Raw genomic sequence first — 21,120 nt, 5'->3', positions numbered from 1 at the left:
ATGGTGATCTCTCTTGCCTATTATACATTAAATTTCAAATGTTATCATTTATTTTGCAAGCGCTTTTTTACGATGAGTCCAGAGGAGGAAGAAGGAAAATTCGTCTACAAGCCTGACCACTAGGATCAACTAATGGTGATATTGCTTTTGGCATGCACTTCTTTTCTGCCCAGTAGCTTGTTCAGCGCATCGATGTAAGCTTTGGCGCTAGCTTCCAAAATATCAGTACTTGTGCCTCTTCCCAGAGCTGTGTACTCTCCTTGCCTCAAAATGGCGTGCACTTCCCCCAATGCGTCTTTGCCATAAGTTACAGATTGGATCGAATAATCCTCCAACTCCACCTCTTCACCACTGGCCTTGTCTATAGCATGGAAAATCGCATCTACAGAACCGTTACCCATTGCCACTTCATCAATTGCTGTCCCATCTTGTTTACCCAATCGAATGGATGCGACTGGAACCGACTGATTACCATAAGACACCTGAATGGAATCCAGTGTGTACATTTGAGGCGAGGCATTGCGGCTTTCGTCCATCAGGACGAGCAAGTCTTCATCCAACACCTGTTTTTTCTTATCCGTCAATGCTTTGAATTTGCGGAACGTCTCTTGCAGCTGTTCCTCCGTCAAAGCATCAAAGCCCATGTCCGCCAGTTTTTCTTTAAATGCATGTCGACCCGAGTGCTTGCCCAACACAAGTTTACTCGTCTTCAGACCAATACGCTCAGGGGACACGATCTCATATGTTGTACGCTCTTTAAGCATTCCGTCTTGGTGTATACCAGACTCGTGAGCAAACGCATTGGCTCCAACAATGGCCTTGTTTCCCGGCACCGACATCCCCGTTCGTTTGCTCACCAGGCGACTGGTAGCATACAGTTCCTCCAAAACCAGACTCGTTTGTGCACCATAAAGCTCGGTTCTGGTGTCAAGGGCCAGTGCAACTTCTTCGATAGGTGTATTTCCGGCTCGCTCACCGATGCCATTGATGGTACCTTCAAATTGGTCTACACCATTACGGATGGCCGCCAGCGTGTTAGCTGTTGCCATACCAAGATCGTCATGACAATGTGTGCTAAGTTGTATTTTTTCGATACCGGGCACTTGTTGTTTTACAATTCTAAACATTTCACCGAACTGATCCGGGGAGGCATATCCCACCGTATCCGGTAAATTGACGATTGTCGCTCCAGCACGAATCGCCATATCTACGACCTCACAAATAAAGTCCAGTTCGGTACGACTGGCGTCCTCTGCTGAAAATTCTACCTTGCTGAAATACTTGCGTCCATAACGAATGGCAGCAGCAGCGGTCTCTAATACTTTCGTTTTATCCATTCGAAGCTTATGGTGGCGGTGAATAGGTGAGGTAGCCAGAAACAAATGAAGACAGGCATCCTCTGCTCCTCGTAGCGCCTCTCTGACCGCATCAATATCCTGTTCTTTCGAGCGCGCAAAACCAACCAGTGTCGCTTGGGTAACCTGTTTGGCAATCTCCTGCATGCTGGTGATCTCACCAGGCGAGGTTGCTGGAAAGCCGGTCTCAATCCGATCTACGCCTAATTTTTGCAGCTGAAGGGCAATTTCCACCTTTTCCGTGCTAGTTAAGCTAACTCCTGGTGATTGTTCTCCATCTCTTAACGTTGTGTCCAACACCCATATTTTGCGCATACAGATACCACCTTTGGTTTGATTTTAGGAGATGCTCAAGTAGAAGGTTTAAATATTTTATTCATCCGATCATCTGATGTTTAAGAGTAAAAAAAATTATGAACTTCCCATATGCTTTTGCAGCTCCAGCTTGGTGCCGTCCAAATGTTGAATACTATACATCTCGGCAGCCTTGCCATCCTGATCCCGGATTGCTTCATATATTTTTTCATGCTGCACAGTAAAATGATTTTGCATCGCCGGATCGGTAATGAGATTGTTCAACGCCTTGCGAATGGCCTCTACAAAGCTGCCATATACATCTGTAAGCACCTTATTGCGTGTAGCTCCGGCAACAGCCAAGTGAAAAGTGATATCCGCATCCAAATACCCGTTCATATCTCCAGCGGCCAGGGTTGCAGCACGACGATCCAGCGCCTCACGCATCAAGCGTAGATCCTCGTCTTTACGACGTAACGCAGCCAATCTGGCAATCTCTAGTTCCAACACACTCCGCACTTCATAAACCTCAATAATTTCAGCACGGCTTAGACGGTAATCCAATGGCTCATGAGAAGTTGTCGGTTGGCAAACAAAAGTTCCGTGTCCTTGCTTTTTCTCTAATAGACCGGCATGCACCAGAACGCTAACCGCTTCACGTACTGTAGATCGCCCGACTCCGAATAGCTTCATGAGCTCAGGTTCGCTTGGAATCTTAGTGCCCACATCCCATTCACCAGCAGCAATTTTTCGTTGCAGCTGTTCAGCTACTTCATCGGCGATTTGCTTGCGTTTGACGGCTTGAAAAGGAAAATTCATCTGATCATCTCCTGTTTCGTATCATACTATGACTGCTTGGCATTCTGCAACCTTTTTCGTCCTCCTTCCCCATTGGCCCTTACCTGTGCTTTACAACCCCAAATAAAGCCTGCACCGTTGGACACGATACAGGCCTATAAGGATAAATTTAAATGCTAGGATTTCGATTTATTAGGTGTAATACAATACAAACGGCTGGTTGCTTCAAAAATATGGCCTGGAGCCAGTGCTATCAATCCGATCTCCTCCGCAGGCAAGTCCGGACGATTCGGTGCATTGATCATGTTCATTTGCGGCTCAGGACAGACGAATTCCTTGTTCGCTTTGTTATTCCAGATCATCCAATGCTTATAAGCTGTACCTACATCGTATACGAGGGTAGCACCTGTCTTACTGTGTGTCAGTTCCATGTAGTTGCGTCCATTTTGCGGAGCTGCCGTGTAATGATTATCCATAGAGGCAAAATAAGGACTAACTCCCGTCGTCTTCAGCAGTTCCTCTTCCGGAGATAAAGGCTGGAACTGACCTGTGGCCAACAACCGTTCCGTCAGCTCACGACGCTCACCGATTGTGACCTTAATCTTGTAGTCCTCAGGCGAGCTATCGGGTACGAACGGAACGCGAATCGCTGTGTGAAAGGCAAATAAATTGGGGATCGGTTGATCGCCCTCGTTATGGATCACATAACGCTGATGCAGGCCAAATTCGTCCAGACTGTACGTTAGTTTCATGGTAAAGGTGAAGGGTAAATAGCGGAACATGGGATGTCCTTCCCTTACATGCTGATTTATTACCACATAGCTGCCCTGCTCCCCGGAACCGTAGTCCTCGACCTCCCACCGAACAGTGTGTAAAAAGCCGTGCAGATGGTTGTGGGTCGCCTCTTCATTTATCGGCAGCTCATATGTAACACCATTCCACAGGAATTTTCCATCCTCATACCGATTCGGAGGGAACAGGAAAGGAATTCCGTAAACGGACGGGCTTTGCTTAAAAGCCTCTATGCTCTCAGCATCTGGCTCACGCAGAAAAGAATATCCCGTTTCATTGTCACGAAAAGAAATCAGATTTGCGCCGTTTCCCGGCAGGGCAACCGCTTCATATCGTCCAAATTTAAGACGAATCGCCGGTATTCCATAATAAAGATCACCAATTGCAGCATGTTGTTGTGTCATCAAAAAATCCTCCTTGATGAAATGACGATGTTTAATGAAAGCGTTTAGCTTTTGGCTTGACTATACCATGCTGAGCAAAAAAATTCCACGTCCACAAAAAAAACGATGCCCCGCAAGGCATCGTCCTTCACACATGACTACACATAACGCCCTTGTTTGGGTACAGCCATGTGCTCAAAATCTCCTGCCAGTCGCTCTAGCTGATCTGTCAGCTCAGCACCATGCATGTAATGACCATGTCCTGTAACTGCAATCTCAGGCTTTAACTTGGCCAGCATTTCCACCGAGCGCTGCGCAGCTTGCCAATCTGTTGTAAAATACGCAGGAGGCCCGTGTATTTCTTTTTCCTGTAAAATAACGGCCAGTGCCGATTCCTGTTTCACCGTAATAAAAGCGTCACCGGCCACCATTAACCTTCTTCGCTCATGAAAAAGCGATACATGACCAGGCGTATGTCCTGGCGTGTGCAGCCACTTCCAACCAGGGGCACCAGGGACACTGCCATCTTGGGGCAGGGAGGTGATGCGATCATCGAGATCTATAGCATCACTGGGGTATAAGAAGGAAATGCCCGACATTAAACCTCCCCCTACACTAGGGTCAGGTTTTTGATAATCCTTCATTCCCGTCAAATAAGGTAATTCCAAAGGATGTGCATAAACAGGTGTACCCCAATGCTGTACCAACTCAATAACCGAACCTACATGATCAAAATGACCATGTGTAAGCACAATAGCGATCGGAGGGCCAGTGAACCGTTCCTCTGCCAGGCGTATAATCGAGTCCGTAAATCCTGTCATCCCCGTATCCACCAGCACCCAGGAACGGCTTCCTGGCTCCCCAATAAAACACATATTTACAAATAGCGTCCGTAAGCTCAGGAGATCGGGAGCAGCCTCTTCATTTGCCGTCATTCCTTCGGTGAACAGATGATTTGCCAAAGCTTCACCCTCCTATTCACATGGAATTTACTGTTAATATCGACCTTTAGGCTTCCCCCATGTCAGCAGATTATGCGGACACTGCTAAATATAATCCGCTTGTCACGAAAATAGACCATGTTTACATTACTCGGGTAATTTGCTCCATGCCGTATCTAGCAAATAGTCGAATAAATCATCGTTCTCTTCAATCCAGCTATCCATTTGCAGCATCTCTTCCTCCACCCGTGGCTCTCCCGCAAAATGGAGACTGTAATCCCATTCCTTTCCCCTTTTACTGTGGAATGTGATTTCATATACAGAACTCTGCCCGTCTACTCCAAATACCACTTGGCCCAAATAAGCACCATTCTCATCTCTTGTCATTTGTGCCTGTTGAATATGTACTTCTTTCACTTCCTGAGGTGAATTTTGCTCTGTCATTCATCTATCCGCCCTTTCATTTTCACTAAATAGTACCAAAACTAATTTGTGAACCTTTTCGTTACATTGTACAATATATAAGCTATGTGTGGAATTTGCAAAAAAACTGTGCAAGTTACCCAAGCCTTATTTAAGGCTTTTCGTGAAATGGAGGAAAGTTACATGTCAGATTTTCAACAAAAATTGCAAAAATATGCCGAGTTAGCCGTTCGGGTCGGCGCCAATGTCCATCCTGGGCAGACACTCATCGTTCATGCACCAATTTTGTCCGCCGAACTCGTGAGACTTATCGTCAAATCAGCGTATACTGCCGGAGCCAAGCTGGTTACAGTAAAATGGAGTGATGAGACCATTACTCGATTACAGTATGAACTAGCTCCTGATGAAACTTTTAATATTGCTCCCAAATGGTACGCAGCCGAAATGACTGAAGAGGTCGAAAATGGCGCAGCTGTCCTCCATGTCATTGCAGAAAATCCGGATTTGCTTCAGGGGATTCCGTCCAGCCGAATTACTGCTGCTCAGCGCGTGCGGTCACATGAATTACGTCAATACCGCGAATATCAAATGGCTGACAAATTCAGTTGGTCTCTGATTGCTTATCCTTCTGCAGAATGGGCTGCCAAAGTATTCCCTGATCTGCCAGCTTCCGAGCAAATGGATAAACTGTGGGATGCCATTTTCAGCACCGTGCGTGTGGATCTGGATAACCCCGTGGAGGCATGGAAAGAGCATTTGAAAACCCTTTCCAGTAAATCTGATATTTTAAATGCCAAACGCTATAAAAAGCTGCATTATCTGGCTCCAGGCACAGATCTCACCATCGAATTGGCAAAAGATCATCTGTGGGTAGCGGCTGAAAGCGTCAACCAACAGGGACATACTTTTGTAGCCAATATGCCTACTGAGGAAGTGTTTACAGCTCCGCTTAAAACGGGAGTGAACGGTAAGGTCAGCAGCACCAAGCCACTTAGCTACAGCGGAAATATCATCGACAACTTTTCACTGACTTTTGAAAATGGACGTATTGTCGATGTACAGGCAGAAACCGGTTTGGAAACTCTTCAGCATCTCGTAGAAATGGATGAAGGTTCACACTACCTGGGTGAGGTTGCTCTTGTACCTCACAAGTCACCTATCTCTGATAAAAATATTTTATTCTATAATACGTTGTTTGATGAAAATGCCTCTAACCACTTGGCCATCGGTAATGCTTATGCATTTAACCTTAAAGGCGGCAAGGATATGACTCAAGAGCAGTTGGCTGCCAACGGCCTGAATTCCAGTCTGACTCACGTCGACTTTATGATCGGTTCAGGTGAAATGGACATCAACGGCGTTACTGAGGACGGTACTGAGGAACCTATCTTCCGTAAAGGAAATTGGGCGATCTAACACAGCAAAAGGCTCTCACCGCTTCATGCGTGAGAGCCTTCTTGCTTCAACCTTAGGCTAAGTTGATCTATTTTACAACGTGTTAATCCAAGAATTCGCTGCAATTCCAAAAACAATTTGTATCACGCTGATGATGAAAAAGACAATAAAGCAATTTACAACTCTTCGATTGGTGGTTTGATGCATGGATAAAGATGATTTCACGTAAAACATGCTGCCCAATATTCCTATACACACACCGAAAATCCCCGAAAATAGCAATCCTATAACCAAGCTGACCACGACAAAAGCCCAACTCCAGCCCGGAACTTTACTCACAGGAACATAAGGTTGATTGGACCCAAGATATACACCGTCCACAGCTAAATCCGCTTTGTTATCAATGACAACAACATTTACAGCTTTTTCTTTCAATTTAATAGGAAAATCAATCAAGTTCAAAAATGCATTCTGGCTTTTAACCTTCTGCTCGCTTCCATTCACAATAATTCTCCCGCCAGTTAAGCTACGCTTGTACTCAATAGTATATTGAATACCTTGATCTTCTACGTTCCATTTTGCCATCGCTAAACTCCTCTCAAATTTTAGGGAAGCCCTAAATATACTCCCGGCATTTCCTGATTATGTACCATAAAAATCATAACATAAGTTGCAAGTTAAATAATGGAAAAAAGGCCGCTGATCAGCGGCCTTTGAATCTACTTTATTTCGTATGGAGTTAGTTTCTATGTCCAATTTTGGCCTTATAGGCAAGTGAATACTGGTCAGCCGCTAAAATTGCATCAAGCACATCATCCGCTGTGACAGCAAATGGTAGATTGTGAGCAGTTTCGCCTTCTTTGGTAGCAGCCTGAGCTACCCGGTACAAATCCTCTCGGGAAGTTTCCTGTAGCTTAATGTCTTCCAGCGTGACAGGCAGATCGAGTTTTAGATAAAAGTCAATATACCGCTCCACCTCGGACAAAGGTCTTTTTTCCAAGGCAAGCTGGACTAAGGTGCCAAAAGCTACCTTCTGACCATGTGTTAGGTGATGAATATCTCCTTCCAGAACGGTAAAACCATTGTGAATCGCATGTGCGCCTGCCAAACCGCCGCTTTCAAAGCCCAAACCGCTTAGCAACGTATTCGCCTCCACTACCGCTTCAAGCGCAGGTGTGACGACTTTGCGTTTCACGGATTCGTAAGCCTGCAGTCCGTAATCGAAAAGAACTTCCTCACACTTGGACGCAATGGCTTCTGCCGCCAAAGTTGGCAAACCACCAGCCATTGTCGTTGCGCGAGCTTCAATGACCGCACGGGCTTCAATCCACGTCGCCATGGCATCTGCAATGCCTGAGGAGAGGAATAAGGGCGGTGCTTGAGATATGACTTTTGTGTCCACTAGGATCAGGCTCGGATTTTTACTGAAAAAGGAATACGTATCAAATGCACCTTCGTCGGTGTACAAAACAGATAGTGCACTAGTAGGGGCATCTGTAGAAGCAGTCGTTGGAATAATCACAACTGAGGAACCGAGAAGTTCATTTACAGCTTTAGCGGTATCCAGCGTTTTACCGCCACCTACACCAATGACAATGTCGACCTGGGCGCTTCGTCCCTGATCCACAATACGGTTGACTTCGTTTTTGGAGGCTTCCCCTTGAAATTCAATTTTAACTGCTGTAATATCAGCCAGTTCCAGACTTTTTACCACGCGGTCGGCTGCAATCTCCCAAACCAGCTTGTCCGCAATAACCAAGGCAGTACGGCCTAATGGCTTAACATACTCACCTGTTTTATCAATCACATTTTTCCCTTGCACATATTTACCTGGACTAATAAATACTTTTTCGCTCATTGTTTAACTCTCCCTTCCAAGTTTGTACAATTTCTATTATACGGTTGAAAGGGCACACATCTCAATTTCAAAACCAAGATCTTCAATCATTTGATGATCAAATGTGACCTCTTGGCCTTCTGTCGTTAAATAATCTCCAACAAAAATTGAATTCGCTGCATACAGGCATAACGGTTGTAATGAGCGTAAATTCAACTCTCGTCCACCTGCAACGCGTATTTCTTTGGATGGACAGATGAATCGGAACAGTGCCAGCACTTTCAAAGATTGGATAGGTGATATTCGCTTTGCTCCCTCCAATGGGGTTCCGGGGACTGGATTCAAGAAGTTAACCGGAATAGAGTCAGCATCCAACTCCCGTAAGGCATAAGCCATTTGAACGATTTCCTCATTCGTTTCCCCCATCCCGATAATAACGCCAGAGCATGGAGACATTCCGTGAGATTGTGCCATTTTCACAGTTTCGACGCGTTGATCGTATGTATGTGTGGTTGTAATCGAGGGATAGTTGGCCTTACTTGTATTTAAATTATGATTGTATCGATGTACCCCAGCCTCTGCCAACCGCCGTGCCTGATCTCCCTTGAGAATCCCTAAGCAAGCGCAAATTTTGAGTGGCATTGTATGAGTAATTTCTTGTACAGCCTCAATCACCTGATCCAGCTCCCGATCTGTTGGGCCCTTGCCCGAAGCTACGATGCAATACGTCCCTGCTCTCCGTGCAACTGCTTCCCTAGCTCCAGCCAACAGTGATTCCTTGTCCAACATACTATACTTGTTCACAGGCGCCGTGGATACGATAGATTGTGAGCAATAACCGCAATCCTCTGGGCACAGGCCACTTTTGGCGTTCATGATCATGTTGAGCTTTACTTTTTTTTCGTAAAAATGGTGTCGTACTCGAAATGCAGCTTGCATAATCGGTAATAACTCCTCATCATCGGCTTCCAGTACCGCTATGCCTTCTTCCAGCGATACACGGCTGCCGTGTATTGCTTTTTCAGCCAACGAGCCCCAATCTATAACCTCGTTTAGTAAATTCATACCTTCTTGCCTCCCAAAATTTAATGATCATGTAAATGGATAAGATTTTCAACGAAGAGGAAGTTCCTTTTTTATTGTCAACCCAAATAATTATAATTAGGTTGACAATCACACGAACATCATATCAATTCATGTCCATTCTGTAAAGGAGACAAAATAAAAAGCGACCCCACATCGTTCAAGGTCGCTCTCTAGGTTTATTCCGTTATGAGACTCCTGCTTCTTCCACGACGATAAGCTGTTTTATCAGCCGAATACGTGAAATCCGCTTGTTTTCAACTTCTTCTACCGTGAACATACATCCCTCAAACATTACAGTCTGACCAGGCTGTGGGGGAATAACCTCGACATGTGAGTATAGCCAGCCCCCTACCGTATCATAATCCTCATGATCAAGATCCAGCCCAAAGCGGTCGTTCACTTCATCAATTAATAACATGCCGTCAATGGAAAATTCCTCGTCATTAATCTGCTCACAACTCGGACGTTCCTGATCGAACTCATCCTGAATTTCACCAACGATTTCTTCCATAATATCTTCCAGCGTTACCATACCCGATGTACCGCCATATTCATCAATCAAAATTGCGATTTGCGTCTTGCTACGCTGCATGCGTTTGAGCAGATCACTAATTTGCGTAGATTCAGGGACAGCAAGAATCGGTCGAATCATCGTACGGGTATCCAGTGTGTTCGCCCGCAGAAGGTCCTTAATATGGATAAAGCCGATAATATGGTCCTTATCTTCGGCGCAGATTGGATAACGGGTTCTCATGCTTTCCGTCGCAATCGCGAGATTTTCTTCTGTGGACTCATTACTGTATAAGCAGATCATCTCAGTTCGCGGAATCATGATTTCCCTGGCGGTCGTGTCGGTAAAATCAAATATATTATCAACAAGCGCCAATTCCGTATTATCAATTAGTCCGCTCTTATTGCTTTCTTTCATCAGAATGCGTATTTCATCTCCGGTATGCGCGGAATCGTCATTCTCGGATACCGGCTCCAGACGGAATAAACGCAGCAGGCTGTTCGCCATTCCATTTAACGCCCATATGAATGGATACATCAACTTGTAAAACCAAGTCATCAGCATGGCTGAATACAGCGTAATGGTCTCAGATTTACGAATAGCTATCGTTTTGGGCGCCAATTCACCCAACACAATATGCAGAATCGTAATAACAATAAATGCAATAACCACGGCAGTACCGTGCACATATACCGCTCCTAATCCAGCGGCTGTAAATACAGGTTCGATCAAATGTGCGATGGCCGGCTCTCCGATCCATCCTAGTCCCAACGATGCCAGTGTAATACCCAACTGGCAGGCAGACAAATAAGCGTCCAAGTTGTGTAACATATTGGCGGCGTATACGGCCTTTTTATTGCCCGCCTCCACCAAAGTCTCAATACGGCTGCCTCTGACCTTCACCATGGCAAATTCCGCAGATACAAAAAAACCATTCAATAGTACTAATGCAAAAACAATAAATAAGTTAAACATACTCGGTAAAGGGTCACTCAATATGCTCCCCATCAGCCGTCATTACGGCAGACAGGCGCACCTCCTTCGGATAGTTTCATCATAGACAGAACGATAACACATCATAAGCAGCGTCAACTTCCCAACACATTCACTCCTTCCGGCTTCCAAAGCCATATTCCGCATAAATGATTAGATTATTCATCAGCTTATATTTAATTATATAACTATACTCTATACAGTCAAACCACAAGCAATGTCAGAAAAAACAGCTCCACTATCATTTAGGTCGTAAAGCTCTCGTTTTCGCCGCTTACCACCAAGAAAGCTACTATATTTGAGAAAGATTATAAACAAAATACATCCCCTGCCGTCTGGCAGAGGATGTAGACTCATATATATAAAGGCATCAGCGAACCGGGGATGCACCCGGATTCCCGATGACGCCGGGATATTGGTACAACAATGGCTCATCAAAAGTAGCATAGTCCAGATTCACCATCAGCAAAATCGTCCGCTTGCCCGTAGCCGGATCACTGATAATAATGTGGTCACGACCCGCTGCTTCCAGAATACCTTTGAATATTTTCGCATTCCATTCCCGGTTATTTTCATACGTCATATAAAAGGTACCTGTTTTACCCAAGTTCAAGCGCAAAATGTTTTCAATATATGATTGCTCAAATTGTGGAGTCTGGCTCTGTACCACCATACCAGCCGGTGTCATCGCACTACCGCTGTTAACCTGAGGGGGGAAGGTGCTGATGGGCTGCATAGTTCCGACCGGATTCATCCCTCTGGGCCATTCGGGATACCCGCTACCAGCAGGATAAGAAACAGGACGGTAAGCTTGCTGTGAAATCATGTAAATTCCTCCTAAAATGGTTTTAAATTATTCAAACTCATGTTGAAGCGTTCTAATAGACGGCAGGACAATCCTGTACAGACGGGCTAAAAAAGCAATGGGCTTTAAAACGTCCGGTATTGGTCTGGTTATACCAGGTGTTCGGACAGTCTCCTGCCGGTCTGAAAAACCATAATGCATTGGACGCCGGGCGTATTTTTTCCCCATTAATGACACGACGGGCAAGACGAATGTCACGGTCACGGGCTCTTTGATAAAAGTACCCCTTTTGGGTAGCTTCAAATCCGCCTGGACTTTGAAACACCATATCGTTCATAAGGCGAATCCCCTGAAAATCCAGACAATTGCCCAAAATCCTATTTACTCCGACATTGCCAACCATGAGCATCCCCTGCTCTCCTTCTCCTTCGGCCTCTGCCCGCATCAATCGGGCGAGTGTCCTTACATCCTCTGAGTTGGTCTTGATTACAGCCAACGCGTCCCCTCCTCGCTTCTCCATCACATACCCTATCGTATGGTACAAATGCCCAATGGGTGACAGTCCAGAAACAAAAAAATAGCCCCTAGATTGGGACTACTCATTTAGGATTTTATTATGGCTCGTAAATCATTTTACGTGTCATGCCACCGTCTACTACCAGATTCGTGCCTGTTACAAAATCATTACCAGGTTGTGTCAAGTACAGACAGGCCCGTGCGATGTCTTTAGGGGTTCCTACTCGCCCAGACGGATGCTGTTGATGGTCTTCTGCACGCAGTTGCTCATAATCCCCGGTTTCAATCCACCCTGGACTGATGCAATTGACCTGAATCCCGTCCTTTCCTAGCGATATAGCCATCGCGTGTGTAAGGGCCGCAATGGCTCCTTTGGATGCCGCGTAGGCTTCTGTATCCGGCTCTGACATGAAAGCTCGTGTAGAGGTCATATTGACCACAGATCCACCTTCTGCGTTTCGTTTCATCACCTTAGCTGCTTCCCTAGTGGCAATAAAACAGCTGCGTACATTAGTATTCAAAATGTCATCCCATTCTGCTAGCGTTAACTCATATGGAGATTTCCATTTGGATACGCCTGCGTTGTTAATTAGCGTATGAATCGTGCCGTATTCTTCTACCGTAGCACGGATTAGCGCCACAATATCTTCTTCCTTCCGTACATCACAAGGAATAAAAATGGCCTGATAGCCCTCGTTCCGGGCTGCTGCAGCGGCTGCGGCACCCTCTTCCTCATTGTAGTCCGCAAATACAACATAGGCACCCTGAGCAGCGTAGGCAAAAGCGACCTCTTTCCCGATGCCATGCGCCGCTCCTGTTACAATAACAACTTGTCCCTCAAATGACACGAATCATTCCTCCTCTGAACTACTCTGTTCTAGTATATATGTACCAAAATGTGCTGAACAAGAAACATCTACAGCCCCCTACCCTGGTTTCTTACAGAAGGCTGTAAATGATTCCAAAAATAATTAGACTGAATTCTACATTTTAACCTGTTCCAAGCTATAGCGATTAAGACGCTGAAACCCGATATACCTTGTACCCTGAAAAGTAAGCCGTCCCTCATCCCCTTCAGCGCATTGGCCATATTCTTCCCCAGATACCTTAAACTCCATCCGGTCGCCACTTTCCACTTCGAAGGTTACGTAATAGAAAGTATAGGTGCGAGTCCCTTGTTCCTCCTGCCGCCTCTGTTGGAGATGTGTCCTTCTGGCCGTAATTCGGGAACCGACCGTCAGTACAGGCTGCCTTTTATTCCGACTCCATTCCATGACTTCCCTGCCTGCAGACAACACGACAATACCCAACACGACAACGAAAAATACGGGCAGTACCGTGCCCAGCCAATCGAACATCCATAATGATTCAAAACCCATGCACCGCACTCCTCTCCGCCAGGCATTCCACAGGGAAACGACCGGGCATCCTGACCTGACCTAAGCTTTCCATAACAGTATATGTATGTTCCTGCCCAAATTTGATAGCAACCCTCAAGAACGCCAAGAGCCCCCACGGAATAATCCGGGAGGCTCAAGATATGGCGATATCAGAATGATTCATTGATTTACACATGTACAAGCTGGAGATAACGTTGTGTTTCATCCAGAGCTTCATGATCTTCGTCTTCAGCGTAACGCTCTGCACACTGCTTGCAGTCCTCTTCAGTCGTGCAACCATAGGCATCCTGGCAAGTATAACAAAATTGTAGGTAGTATTGGGTTAACATATGATCCTGATTCGCTCTCATGATTATCACTCCTATCGTTGTTTACAGGTTTAGTATAACAGCGGCTTATTCGTTAGTTTGTGATTTTTTTCACATATAATCGTATAAAATTTAAATTTTTTAAAAATAAAACGCCCTGAGAAAAATACCCCAGGGCAATCACCTTTATAGCGATTATAAAATTCTCCAGTTCGCACCGCCGTCCGTCGTTTTCAGCAGCAGTGACTTCTTGTCATCAAGGCGTTCCAGAAGCAGCCACCCCACCGAAGAAGAGGCGAAACGGAGCTTGACCGATCGTGGGTAGTCTTTTAGCTTCGAAGGTAGCACTTTGTTGCCTGTGAGACTTGTCCACGTCTTCCCCCCATCCAATGTACGGCTCAATCCGGTTTCGGTTATGATCCACCCTTCCTTTTCGTTTAGAAACGTACGGCCAGGGATAATAGAATTAATTTTGCTACTCAGACCCAAAGATACATCGCTCCATTGGGCCCCTGTATCATTTGTAAACAGTCCATTATATTTTGTGCCGTTAACCCCAGAGCAAAGAACTGGAATCCAATACGAGGTACTGCTCCCTTTCAGAGACTGCTGGGCTTCTGCTTTGGCCTGAGGGCAGCCCTGAATTCTGTTAGCTACCGGCGTCCAGGTTTTCCCTTGATTCAAAGTCTTGTACAACTTAACACTGTTATCTAGATTGATCGCTACAAATCCCTGCTTGTTGGAAGAAAAGCTCATCCCGGCCAGACTGCCCCGATCGGGTAAACCTGAGCCTGATTTGTTGGATGTCATACCAGAACTTTGCGCAACTTTATTCCACGTGGCTCCACCGTCAGTGGTGTGATACAACAGTTTTTGTTGATCCTGCTCATTCAGTTTTACATATGCCATGATCCAGCCAGTAGTTGGATTTACATATTGGATCGAGCTCACATGATCCCCGCTTGGAAGCGCTGAAACATCCCAGCTCTGTCCTCCATCTGCTGTTCTCAGAATGACGGTTGCTGTTTTATCCAAATTTTGGCGGACAACCCAACCGTGACGCGAATCAGTGAAACTGATGTCCTTTCCATATTCAAGTTTGTCTTGAAATTGGACGTTTTCGGAGGGGGAAATATTATTCCATGTCTTTCCGCCATCATGAGTATCATAAAGTCGGAGCTCATTATGGGTAACTCCCCAAACTAACCCTTTATTATTATCAATCAAATGAAAATCCGCTATTCGCGTCTGAACTACATATTTGGCGTTGGGATCGCCCACCTTTGGAGTCACTGGTGGATTAATAGTAATCGTCTGACCCTGATCATCAGGTTCCTCAATCGGAGGTTTTGTTAACGTTTCTGGGGCTTCAGCAGAACAGGCAGTCAGCAGAATACCTATCAGCAGTAGTACTCCCCCCAAGAGCGCACGCCAGCGCAGTTTCATATAAAAATCCTCCCTCGATGGCATGCTGTAATCACGTGCCAAAAGCTTATCTGAAACAGAATTATACCATAAACGCCTCTATGTGACACATTTCGCGTAATGACAAAAAAAACCGGCCCCTTCACAAAAGTGCAGGATGCCGGCTTTTTATACTAAAATTTATTAGGATTTACGGTTCAACAAACTTTTGTGGTATCCATAGAAGAAATAGATCAGCAATCCAAGCAGGAGCCACACAATGAATCCAATCCAGGTGCTAATATGAAGCTGAAGCATCAGACCGATGCAAACCAACGCACTTAAAAGCGGGAGCAACGGAACCCACGGCACAGTAAAGCCTCTTTTCAAATCAGGGCGTTTCTTGCGCAGAACGATAACCCCTACCGATACCACAGCAAAAGCGAACAGGGTTCCAATACTCGTCAAATTGGTCAGTGCATGTAACGGGAACAATCCACTAGCCAATGCGATAATACTACCTACCAGCCAAGTGCTTCGAATCGGTGTTTGAGTTTTGGCATTTATTTTAGATAAAAATACGGGTAAAAGACCATCACGTGACATGGAGAAAATCAACCGTGTTTGACCAAACAACAGCACCAGTAAAACGGTGGTCATCCCCGCAATCGCACCGACTGAAATCAATCCGGCTACGAAATCCTGATGAATAAAGCGGAGAGCAAACGCAACAGGATCACTTACCCCCAACTGCGTATAAGGTACCATTCCCGTTAGCACAACTGAAACGGCAATGTACAATACCGTGCAGATCGCAAGAGAAGAGATAATGCCGATGGGCATATTCCGCTGCGGATTGCGCACCTCTTCGGCTGCAGTTGAGATGGCATCGAAACCCAGATAAGCAAAAAATACGATTGCCGCAGCACTCAAAACACCAGAAAATCCATAAGGCAAAAATGGTGTCCAATTGTCAGGCTTAACATAAAAGATACCGATTGCAATAAATAGCAATACAACTCCGACTTTAACACAAACCATTATTAAATTGAATCGGACCGTCTCCTTGGCTCCGAGACTCAGTAACAATGTGATGAGCATAATGATGCACACGGCTGGTAGATCAATAATGGTCCCCTTGGTCGAATCGAAGGCTGCGGTTAAAGCCAGCGGTAAATGTACATCAAATCCAGCCAGCAAGCCTTGAAAGTAAGCAGACCATCCACTACTCACAGAGGCGGCCGCCACTCCATATTCCAGAATTAGGTCCCACCCCAGTACCCAGGCCAAAATTTCTCCAAATACAATATAACTATACGCATAAGCGCTCCCAGCTGCGGGAACTGTAGATGAAAGCTCCGCATAGCACAAGGCTGCTAGTACGCAGGCAATACCTGCAATAACAAAGGAGAGCATCAATCCAGGACCTGCATTTTCTGCTGCTGCCTTGCCAGTAATAACAAAAATCCCGGTACCGATAATACATCCTACACCTAGCATGGTGAGATCAAAGGCACCCATTGTTCTCTTTAAGCGACCTGTAGATCCGCTTTCCTCATGCGGGAGCAGTCCTGTTTTTTTTCGAAATAAGTCCATATGCCGAATCCTCTTTCCATAATTTCATGCGTCAATATCGGTGCTGCAACGCTTTAGTGCGTGTTCTTATCATTCGATTAATTATTAGCGAGCTCGCCTTTGAAGTCAAGGAAAAATGTCATATTTCTTTGCGGTGGGTTAGTATATAGGGTACACTGAGTTGGAAAGATAAATTTTTAAGTAATATCCCAAAATGAAAAGGTATACAACCCGAGAAGGAGATGAGGATTTTATGAGCTTAAAACCTTACAAACGAAGTAGAGTGGCTATTGTCGGCATGGGAGCGGTTGGCACAACAACCGGCTACACCCTGCTGTTGCGCCAACGCATGTCAGAACTTGTCTTTATTGATGTCAACGTCAAAAAGGCGAAGGGGGAAATGCTCGATATGAATCATGGGCTTCCCTTTCTCGGTGGTGTCAAAGTGTGGGCAGGTGATTATGAAGACTGCCGTGATGCAGATATCATTATTGTTACAGCGGGCGCTTCACAAAAGCCGGGAGAAACGCGCATTGATTTACTGAAGCGTAATGCCGAAATTTTTGAAAGTATTATTGATAATATCGTCAAGGTCAATACACATGGCATTTTGCTGATCGCAACCAATCCAGTGGACATTCTCTCCTACATCTCTTGGAAACGCAGTGGTTGGCCTTCAAGCAGAGTCATTGGATCAGGAACGTTGCTGGACAGCGCACGCTTCCGCTATCTGATCGGGAAGCAAAAGGGCATCGATCCACGAAGCATCCACGCCCATATTATTGGAGAACATGGTGACTCTGAGTTACCTGTATGGAGCACAGCCAACGTAGCTGGAACTCCGCTGGAACTGGGTGAAGAAACGAAAAATGAAATTTTTGAAAATACCAAGAATGCTGCCTATGAAATTATAGATGCTAAAGGCGCAACTTCTTATGCTATAGGGCTGGCTCTCGACCGAATCGTAGCCGCCATTCTCGGGGACGAGGGGTCGGTACTTAATGTGTCCACCTTGCTGGAAGATTATAACGGAGTATCTGACGTATATTTAGGTGTTCCAAGTATCGTAGATCACAATGGAGTACGTGAAATTTTGGATCTTCCGCTCAATGACGAGGAACGTGCCAGGTTGCTTCAATCTGCGGACAAGCTGAAAGATCAAATTAGCAAAGTTCATATGTAGATCGGGAACATAAAAGCTAAACAAAACTGGCCTCCACAGCGGTAATATCCGTTGAGAGGCCAGTTTTTTAGTCATTATAATGTAAAAGTTCAATTTGTCGTCTTGCTTTGCATTCGAATTACCAAGGTGGCGTATCGCCATCCTCATTTTCATGCTGGCGTTTCTCTTTTAGCCGCTCAGCCACCGTTTCAAACGATTCAGGTTGGAGCAGCTCAATCGGTGAAAATCCCTTTTCAAACGTAAATGCATCGCCTTCAATAATAAGTGCATATCTATCATGAAGTTTCGTGATATGCAGCTTGGCGCCAAAGTCGGACAGTAGCCCACGCACGGCCGTATCATCTAGTTTAAAACGAACTTCAATTTCTGGTTTCAGCTCGACAATATGCTGTGCAGCCTCTACGACCTGAAGGGGTTCCCATTTCCCTTGCAAATCCCGTTTTTCGCTAGCCGCCCACAATTCCAGATCACGCTCTTCCTGCTGTCTTTCCTCATTAGATGCATCCGGCCATTTGGTTTCTACATAGTTCTGAACGAAGCCCATAACATGCTCATTGACGATTTCGGGCATGGATTGCTCATAGGTCACGAATTTCAAAAAATCTTCAAAATACCGGGCATGCGAAGACTGGTGAATTTTAAGCTCCCACTCATCGTTCATCCCCTCCTCAAGCATGTAAGGATACATGATGGATTTCATATTACGGGCAGAAATAGCCATTTCGACCTCACTCACCAAACTGCTTTCGGTAATTCTGGCAATTTTAGGTTCAAAATCACATTTAAGCACAAAAATAAACGGATCATCCGAGTGTGTATTCAAGGTAGCCTGTACAATGATCAGCGCTCCGCCGCGTACTGCGCTCGTATCCAGATACATCCGCACCAGATCGTCACAAGCATTTTTAAAATCTTCCTTATCCTCTGCTGCCCGCAGTCGGGCGAACATATTGAAATTCGGATTACTGCTCAATTCATGCTCCGGTTCGACGATAAAGCGGCCGATTTTGGTCGGTGCCTGCTCTGTGCTGGGATTTTTTTCAACCTTCCGCTTGCTAATACGAGTAAATTCCCCGTCCAAAAATTTTTTAACATCGCTTTCGTCATAATCGTAGTCGTCCATTGTAGCGTAATGCTTATAGGACTTACCACCCTGTCCTTCTTTTCCATCTACCTGAATTACAAAAAAAGATAAAAAATCCACTTGAAAGTTCATTTATGTTCCATTCGCTCCTTTTCAGGCATGTACGCGTAATTATATCACTATGATTTTAAAAGGTACATCGGATTCAGAGCCCTATTATTAGATAAGCAATTTAGTTAACATAATATATATTATGTTATTTTTTTGATTAGATATTATTACCAACTCGCAAGTTTAAAGTGAGTACTTTTATCACTATTCTAATTCACGTCCTTAAGGATCATTGGCCTCTTTATTTCCATGCTCTACTTTCTTCTTGGTTTCAAAAAACATTTGACTAAACAGTAGTTAATTTATTATATTATCTATTATTATATAGACAAAAATAAATTTTGTTTATATAAAACAATATCCCAAGGGGTTGCGCCTTGAAAACAGGAAAGGAGAGTTTGTTGTTGTTTAAAAATCCATATATAAGGACCATTATCGCCTCCAATGCGCTGCTAAATTTGGGCATTTGGGTGCGCAACTTTGCCATACTTTTGTATGTAACAGATTTGACTCATAATGATCCCGTCTACGTATCGCTCATTTCGGTTGCTGAATTCATGCCTATTTTTCTGTTCGCTATCATTGGAGGAACATTTGCGGACCGTTGGCGGCCCAAACGGACTATGATTAGTTGCGATTTGCTATCCGCGGCCTCTATTTTTATTGTCTTGTTGGCATTATGGTACGGGTCATGGCAAGTACTTTTGCTGTCTACTTTCTTTTCGGCCATTCTATCTCAATTTTCTCAGCCGTCTGCGATGAAGATATTTAAGCAGCATGTAGCACCAGAACAGCTACAGGGAGTGATGGCCCTTTTTCAATCTCTCATGGCATTATTTATGGTTATAGACCCTGTTATCGGTACATTTATTTATCAACACTTTGGAATTTTCATTTCAATGTCTATAACCGGAATATTGTTTCTCATCTCGGCGCTTGTCCTGACTCGTATTCCACAAGATGAACAAGCACTTGAGATAGATGATCAACCCACTCATTTCATTCAAGAGCTTAAAGAAGGAGTACGTTATGTATGGAATAACCGCACACTTCGCACGCTTGGGGGAACATTTACCGTAATTGGGCTTGCGGTTGGACTTATTCAACCATTAATGGTTTTTGTCGCCATCGAGAACCTTGGACAAAACAAGGAATTCCTGCAATGGCCATTAATGGCGAACGGAGCGGCTATGCTGGTGGGAGGTGGCCTGATTATGGGGGTTGCCAAAAAAGTACAGCCGCAATTGCTGCTGGTGGCCGGACTTTTGGTCAGCACACTGACAACCTTTGGAGTCGGATGGTCGCACAATATTGTGCTGACAATGGCACTACAAGTTTTCAGCGGCTTATTTTATCCTTGCATTCATATCGGTATCAACACGATGATGATGAAAAATGCCGAAGCTGCTTTTATCGGCCGCGTCGGTGGTGCCCTCTCTCCCCTGTTCTCCGGGATGATGGTCGTCGGTATGAGTATCGGCGGAACACTCAAACACGAATCCTCCCTGAACACCGTATATACCGTGAGCGCCGGCTTGTTTTTGGTCGGAGCGACGCTGTTGTTACCATTGCTTCGTGACAGGCGGCCTGTACAAGCTGTCATAGCCGATGATTCTGAATAGCAGCACAAGAAACCGCCCCTGGAGAGGTGATATGCCATCCTCCGGGGCGGTTTCTTAATGTTTGTATCATAATTTCAGACGGATTATGACTCTCTTCCTTCATGCTGTCTTTTCCACAATCGTGCATCCAGGCCGTTATCATCCAACAGCTCATCATGTTGTCCCTGCTCCACGACCATTCCTTTGTCCAATCCTACAATACGGTCTACGTTTCGTATCGTTTTGAGGCGATGAGCAATAGCAATGACCGTTCTACCTTGGACAAGGCGGTTAATAGCCTGTTGAATATCCTTCTCATTGTCAT

At 45.1% G+C, this 21,120-nt stretch carries 20 protein-coding genes and 1 pseudogene; 3 read left to right on the top strand and 18 right to left on the bottom strand.

From position 1 onward, the window contains the following. Positions 1–125 precede the first annotated feature (125 nt). The 5 genes from JOD82_RS02440 to JOD82_RS02420 all read right to left on the bottom strand — a co-directional run bounded on the left by JOD82_RS02440 (position 126) and on the right by JOD82_RS02420 (position 5,007). Positions 126–1,670, bottom strand: coding sequence for a 2-isopropylmalate synthase (locus tag JOD82_RS02440; protein ID WP_029517510.1), 1,545 nt, complete (start codon positions 1,668–1,670; stop codon positions 126–128). Between the two features lie 96 nt (positions 1,671–1,766). Further along, positions 1,767–2,468 (bottom strand): FadR/GntR family transcriptional regulator, encoded by a 702-nt coding sequence (locus JOD82_RS02435; protein ID WP_209947467.1) that lies wholly within the window; start codon positions 2,466–2,468, stop codon positions 1,767–1,769. A gap of 155 nt (positions 2,469–2,623) precedes the next feature. Continuing rightward, positions 2,624–3,643, bottom strand: coding sequence for an aldose 1-epimerase (locus tag JOD82_RS02430; protein WP_209947465.1), 1,020 nt, complete (start codon positions 3,641–3,643; stop codon positions 2,624–2,626). Between the two features lie 137 nt (positions 3,644–3,780). Continuing rightward, positions 3,781–4,584: an MBL fold metallo-hydrolase gene (locus tag JOD82_RS02425; RefSeq protein WP_039273163.1), complete on the bottom strand. Its 804-nt coding sequence runs from the start codon at positions 4,582–4,584 to the stop codon at positions 3,781–3,783. A gap of 126 nt (positions 4,585–4,710) precedes the next feature. Further along, the gene (locus tag JOD82_RS02420) at positions 4,711–5,007 is read right to left on the bottom strand and encodes a hypothetical protein (protein ID WP_023988878.1); all 297 of its coding nucleotides are present in this window, start codon (positions 5,005–5,007) and stop codon (positions 4,711–4,713) included. Positions 5,008–5,169: 162 nt separating this feature from the next. Between JOD82_RS02420 and JOD82_RS02415 the strand changes: the two genes are divergently transcribed. Beyond that, positions 5,170–6,402 carry an aminopeptidase gene (locus JOD82_RS02415; RefSeq protein WP_039273168.1) on the top strand — a complete coding sequence of 411 codons (1,233 nt, stop codon included), beginning with the start codon at positions 5,170–5,172 and terminating at the stop codon, positions 6,400–6,402. A gap of 72 nt (positions 6,403–6,474) precedes the next feature. On the opposite strand, the gene JOD82_RS02410 is transcribed toward JOD82_RS02415, so the two are convergent. The 11 genes from JOD82_RS02410 to bcaP form a co-directional block, all read right to left on the bottom strand. Continuing rightward, positions 6,475–6,966: a hypothetical protein gene (locus JOD82_RS02410; RefSeq protein WP_209947464.1), complete on the bottom strand. Its 492-nt coding sequence runs from the start codon at positions 6,964–6,966 to the stop codon at positions 6,475–6,477. Between the two features lie 154 nt (positions 6,967–7,120). Then, positions 7,121–8,239: a glycerol dehydrogenase gene (locus JOD82_RS02405; protein ID WP_029517505.1), complete on the bottom strand. Its 1,119-nt coding sequence runs from the start codon at positions 8,237–8,239 to the stop codon at positions 7,121–7,123. A gap of 36 nt (positions 8,240–8,275) precedes the next feature. Beyond that, the gene (bioB, locus tag JOD82_RS02400) at positions 8,276–9,283 is read right to left on the bottom strand and encodes a biotin synthase BioB (protein WP_209947462.1); all 1,008 of its coding nucleotides are present in this window, start codon (positions 9,281–9,283) and stop codon (positions 8,276–8,278) included. Positions 9,284–9,488: 205 nt separating this feature from the next. After that, entirely contained in the window at positions 9,489–10,790 is a 1,302-nt protein-coding gene (locus JOD82_RS02395) for a hemolysin family protein (protein ID WP_209947529.1), read from the bottom strand. Positions 10,791–11,178: 388 nt separating this feature from the next. Beyond that, the gene (gene gerQ / locus JOD82_RS02390; RefSeq protein ID WP_029517502.1) at positions 11,179–11,634 is read right to left on the bottom strand and encodes a spore coat protein GerQ; all 456 of its coding nucleotides are present in this window, start codon (positions 11,632–11,634) and stop codon (positions 11,179–11,181) included. Positions 11,635–11,686: 52 nt separating this feature from the next. Further along, positions 11,687–12,109, bottom strand: coding sequence for a cell wall hydrolase (locus JOD82_RS02385; protein WP_029517501.1), 423 nt, complete (start codon positions 12,107–12,109; stop codon positions 11,687–11,689). A gap of 118 nt (positions 12,110–12,227) precedes the next feature. Then, positions 12,228–12,977, bottom strand: a complete 750-nt coding sequence (locus JOD82_RS02380) for an SDR family NAD(P)-dependent oxidoreductase (protein ID WP_069011786.1) — start codon at positions 12,975–12,977, stop codon at positions 12,228–12,230. A gap of 135 nt (positions 12,978–13,112) precedes the next feature. Next, positions 13,113–13,508: a DUF2500 domain-containing protein gene (locus JOD82_RS02375; RefSeq protein WP_013371386.1), complete on the bottom strand. Its 396-nt coding sequence runs from the start codon at positions 13,506–13,508 to the stop codon at positions 13,113–13,115. Positions 13,509–13,696: 188 nt separating this feature from the next. Next, entirely contained in the window at positions 13,697–13,879 is a 183-nt protein-coding gene (locus JOD82_RS02370; protein ID WP_029517499.1) for a hypothetical protein, read from the bottom strand. 153 nt (positions 13,880–14,032) lie between these two features. After that, positions 14,033–15,283 carry a YCF48-related protein gene (locus JOD82_RS02365; protein WP_209947460.1) on the bottom strand — a complete coding sequence of 417 codons (1,251 nt, stop codon included), beginning with the start codon at positions 15,281–15,283 and terminating at the stop codon, positions 14,033–14,035. Positions 15,284–15,445: 162 nt separating this feature from the next. Beyond that, a complete protein-coding gene (gene bcaP, locus JOD82_RS02360; protein WP_209947458.1) occupies positions 15,446–16,837 on the bottom strand; it encodes a branched-chain amino acid transporter BcaP in 1,392 nt (463 codons plus the stop codon). A 232-nt stretch (positions 16,838–17,069) separates the two neighbouring features. Here bcaP and JOD82_RS02355 point away from each other — a divergent pair, with 232 nt between their 5' ends. After that, positions 17,070–17,999 carry an L-lactate dehydrogenase gene (locus JOD82_RS02355; RefSeq protein ID WP_013310450.1) on the top strand — a complete coding sequence of 310 codons (930 nt, stop codon included), beginning with the start codon at positions 17,070–17,072 and terminating at the stop codon, positions 17,997–17,999. Between the two features lie 118 nt (positions 18,000–18,117). Here the strand turns inward: JOD82_RS02355 and JOD82_RS02350 are convergent, their stop codons facing one another. After that, positions 18,118–19,215 (bottom strand): DUF3900 domain-containing protein, encoded by a 1,098-nt coding sequence (locus JOD82_RS02350; protein WP_069289650.1) that lies wholly within the window; start codon positions 19,213–19,215, stop codon positions 18,118–18,120. Between the two features lie 383 nt (positions 19,216–19,598). On the opposite strand from JOD82_RS02350, the gene JOD82_RS02345 reads away from it, so the two are divergent. Beyond that, entirely contained in the window at positions 19,599–20,816 is a 1,218-nt protein-coding gene (locus JOD82_RS02345; protein WP_209947456.1) for an MFS transporter, read from the top strand. Positions 20,817–20,899: 83 nt separating this feature from the next. Here JOD82_RS02345 and JOD82_RS02340 read toward each other — a convergent pair. Beyond that, positions 20,900–21,118: pseudogene (locus JOD82_RS02340) on the bottom strand (ABC transporter ATP-binding protein); the annotation flags it as partial. Positions 21,119–21,120 lie beyond the last annotated feature (2 nt).

This window comes from Paenibacillus sp. 1182, from assembly GCF_017833915.1.
In the GTDB taxonomy this organism is placed as follows: domain Bacteria; phylum Bacillota; class Bacilli; order Paenibacillales; family Paenibacillaceae; genus Paenibacillus; species Paenibacillus polymyxa_D.
Note: the sequence above shows the minus strand (reverse complement) of the source record. Positions and strands in the feature narration are given on the sequence as shown.

Excerpts from the sequence above, each read along its gene's own strand:
- JOD82_RS02440 (WP_029517510.1), bottom strand. The coding sequence starts at position 1,670 with ATGCGCAAAATATGGGTGTTGGACACAACGTTAAGAGATGGAGAACAA.
- JOD82_RS02435 (WP_209947467.1), bottom strand. The coding sequence starts at position 2,468 with ATGAATTTTCCTTTTCAAGCCGTCAAACGCAAGCAAATCGCCGATGAA.
- JOD82_RS02430 (WP_209947465.1), bottom strand. The coding sequence starts at position 3,643 with ATGACACAACAACATGCTGCAATTGGTGATCTTTATTATGGAATACCG.
- JOD82_RS02420 (WP_023988878.1), bottom strand. The coding sequence starts at position 5,007 with ATGACAGAGCAAAATTCACCTCAGGAAGTGAAAGAAGTACATATTCAA.
- JOD82_RS02415 (WP_039273168.1), top strand. The coding sequence starts at position 5,170 with ATGTCAGATTTTCAACAAAAATTGCAAAAATATGCCGAGTTAGCCGTT.
- JOD82_RS02410 (WP_209947464.1), bottom strand. The coding sequence starts at position 6,966 with ATGGCAAAATGGAACGTAGAAGATCAAGGTATTCAATATACTATTGAG.
- JOD82_RS02405 (WP_029517505.1), bottom strand. The coding sequence starts at position 8,239 with ATGAGCGAAAAAGTATTTATTAGTCCAGGTAAATATGTGCAAGGGAAA.
- bioB (WP_209947462.1), bottom strand. The coding sequence starts at position 9,283 with ATGAATTTACTAAACGAGGTTATAGATTGGGGCTCGTTGGCTGAAAAA.
- JOD82_RS02395 (WP_209947529.1), bottom strand. The coding sequence starts at position 10,790 with ATGTTTAACTTATTTATTGTTTTTGCATTAGTACTATTGAATGGTTTT.
- gerQ (WP_029517502.1), bottom strand. The coding sequence starts at position 11,634 with ATGATTTCACAGCAAGCTTACCGTCCTGTTTCTTATCCTGCTGGTAGC.
- JOD82_RS02375 (WP_013371386.1), bottom strand. The coding sequence starts at position 13,508 with ATGGGTTTTGAATCATTATGGATGTTCGATTGGCTGGGCACGGTACTG.
- JOD82_RS02370 (WP_029517499.1), bottom strand. The coding sequence starts at position 13,879 with ATGAGAGCGAATCAGGATCATATGTTAACCCAATACTACCTACAATTT.
- JOD82_RS02365 (WP_209947460.1), bottom strand. The coding sequence starts at position 15,283 with ATGAAACTGCGCTGGCGTGCGCTCTTGGGGGGAGTACTACTGCTGATA.
- bcaP (WP_209947458.1), bottom strand. The coding sequence starts at position 16,837 with ATGGACTTATTTCGAAAAAAAACAGGACTGCTCCCGCATGAGGAAAGC.
- JOD82_RS02355 (WP_013310450.1), top strand. The coding sequence starts at position 17,070 with ATGAGCTTAAAACCTTACAAACGAAGTAGAGTGGCTATTGTCGGCATG.
- JOD82_RS02350 (WP_069289650.1), bottom strand. The coding sequence starts at position 19,215 with ATGAACTTTCAAGTGGATTTTTTATCTTTTTTTGTAATTCAGGTAGAT.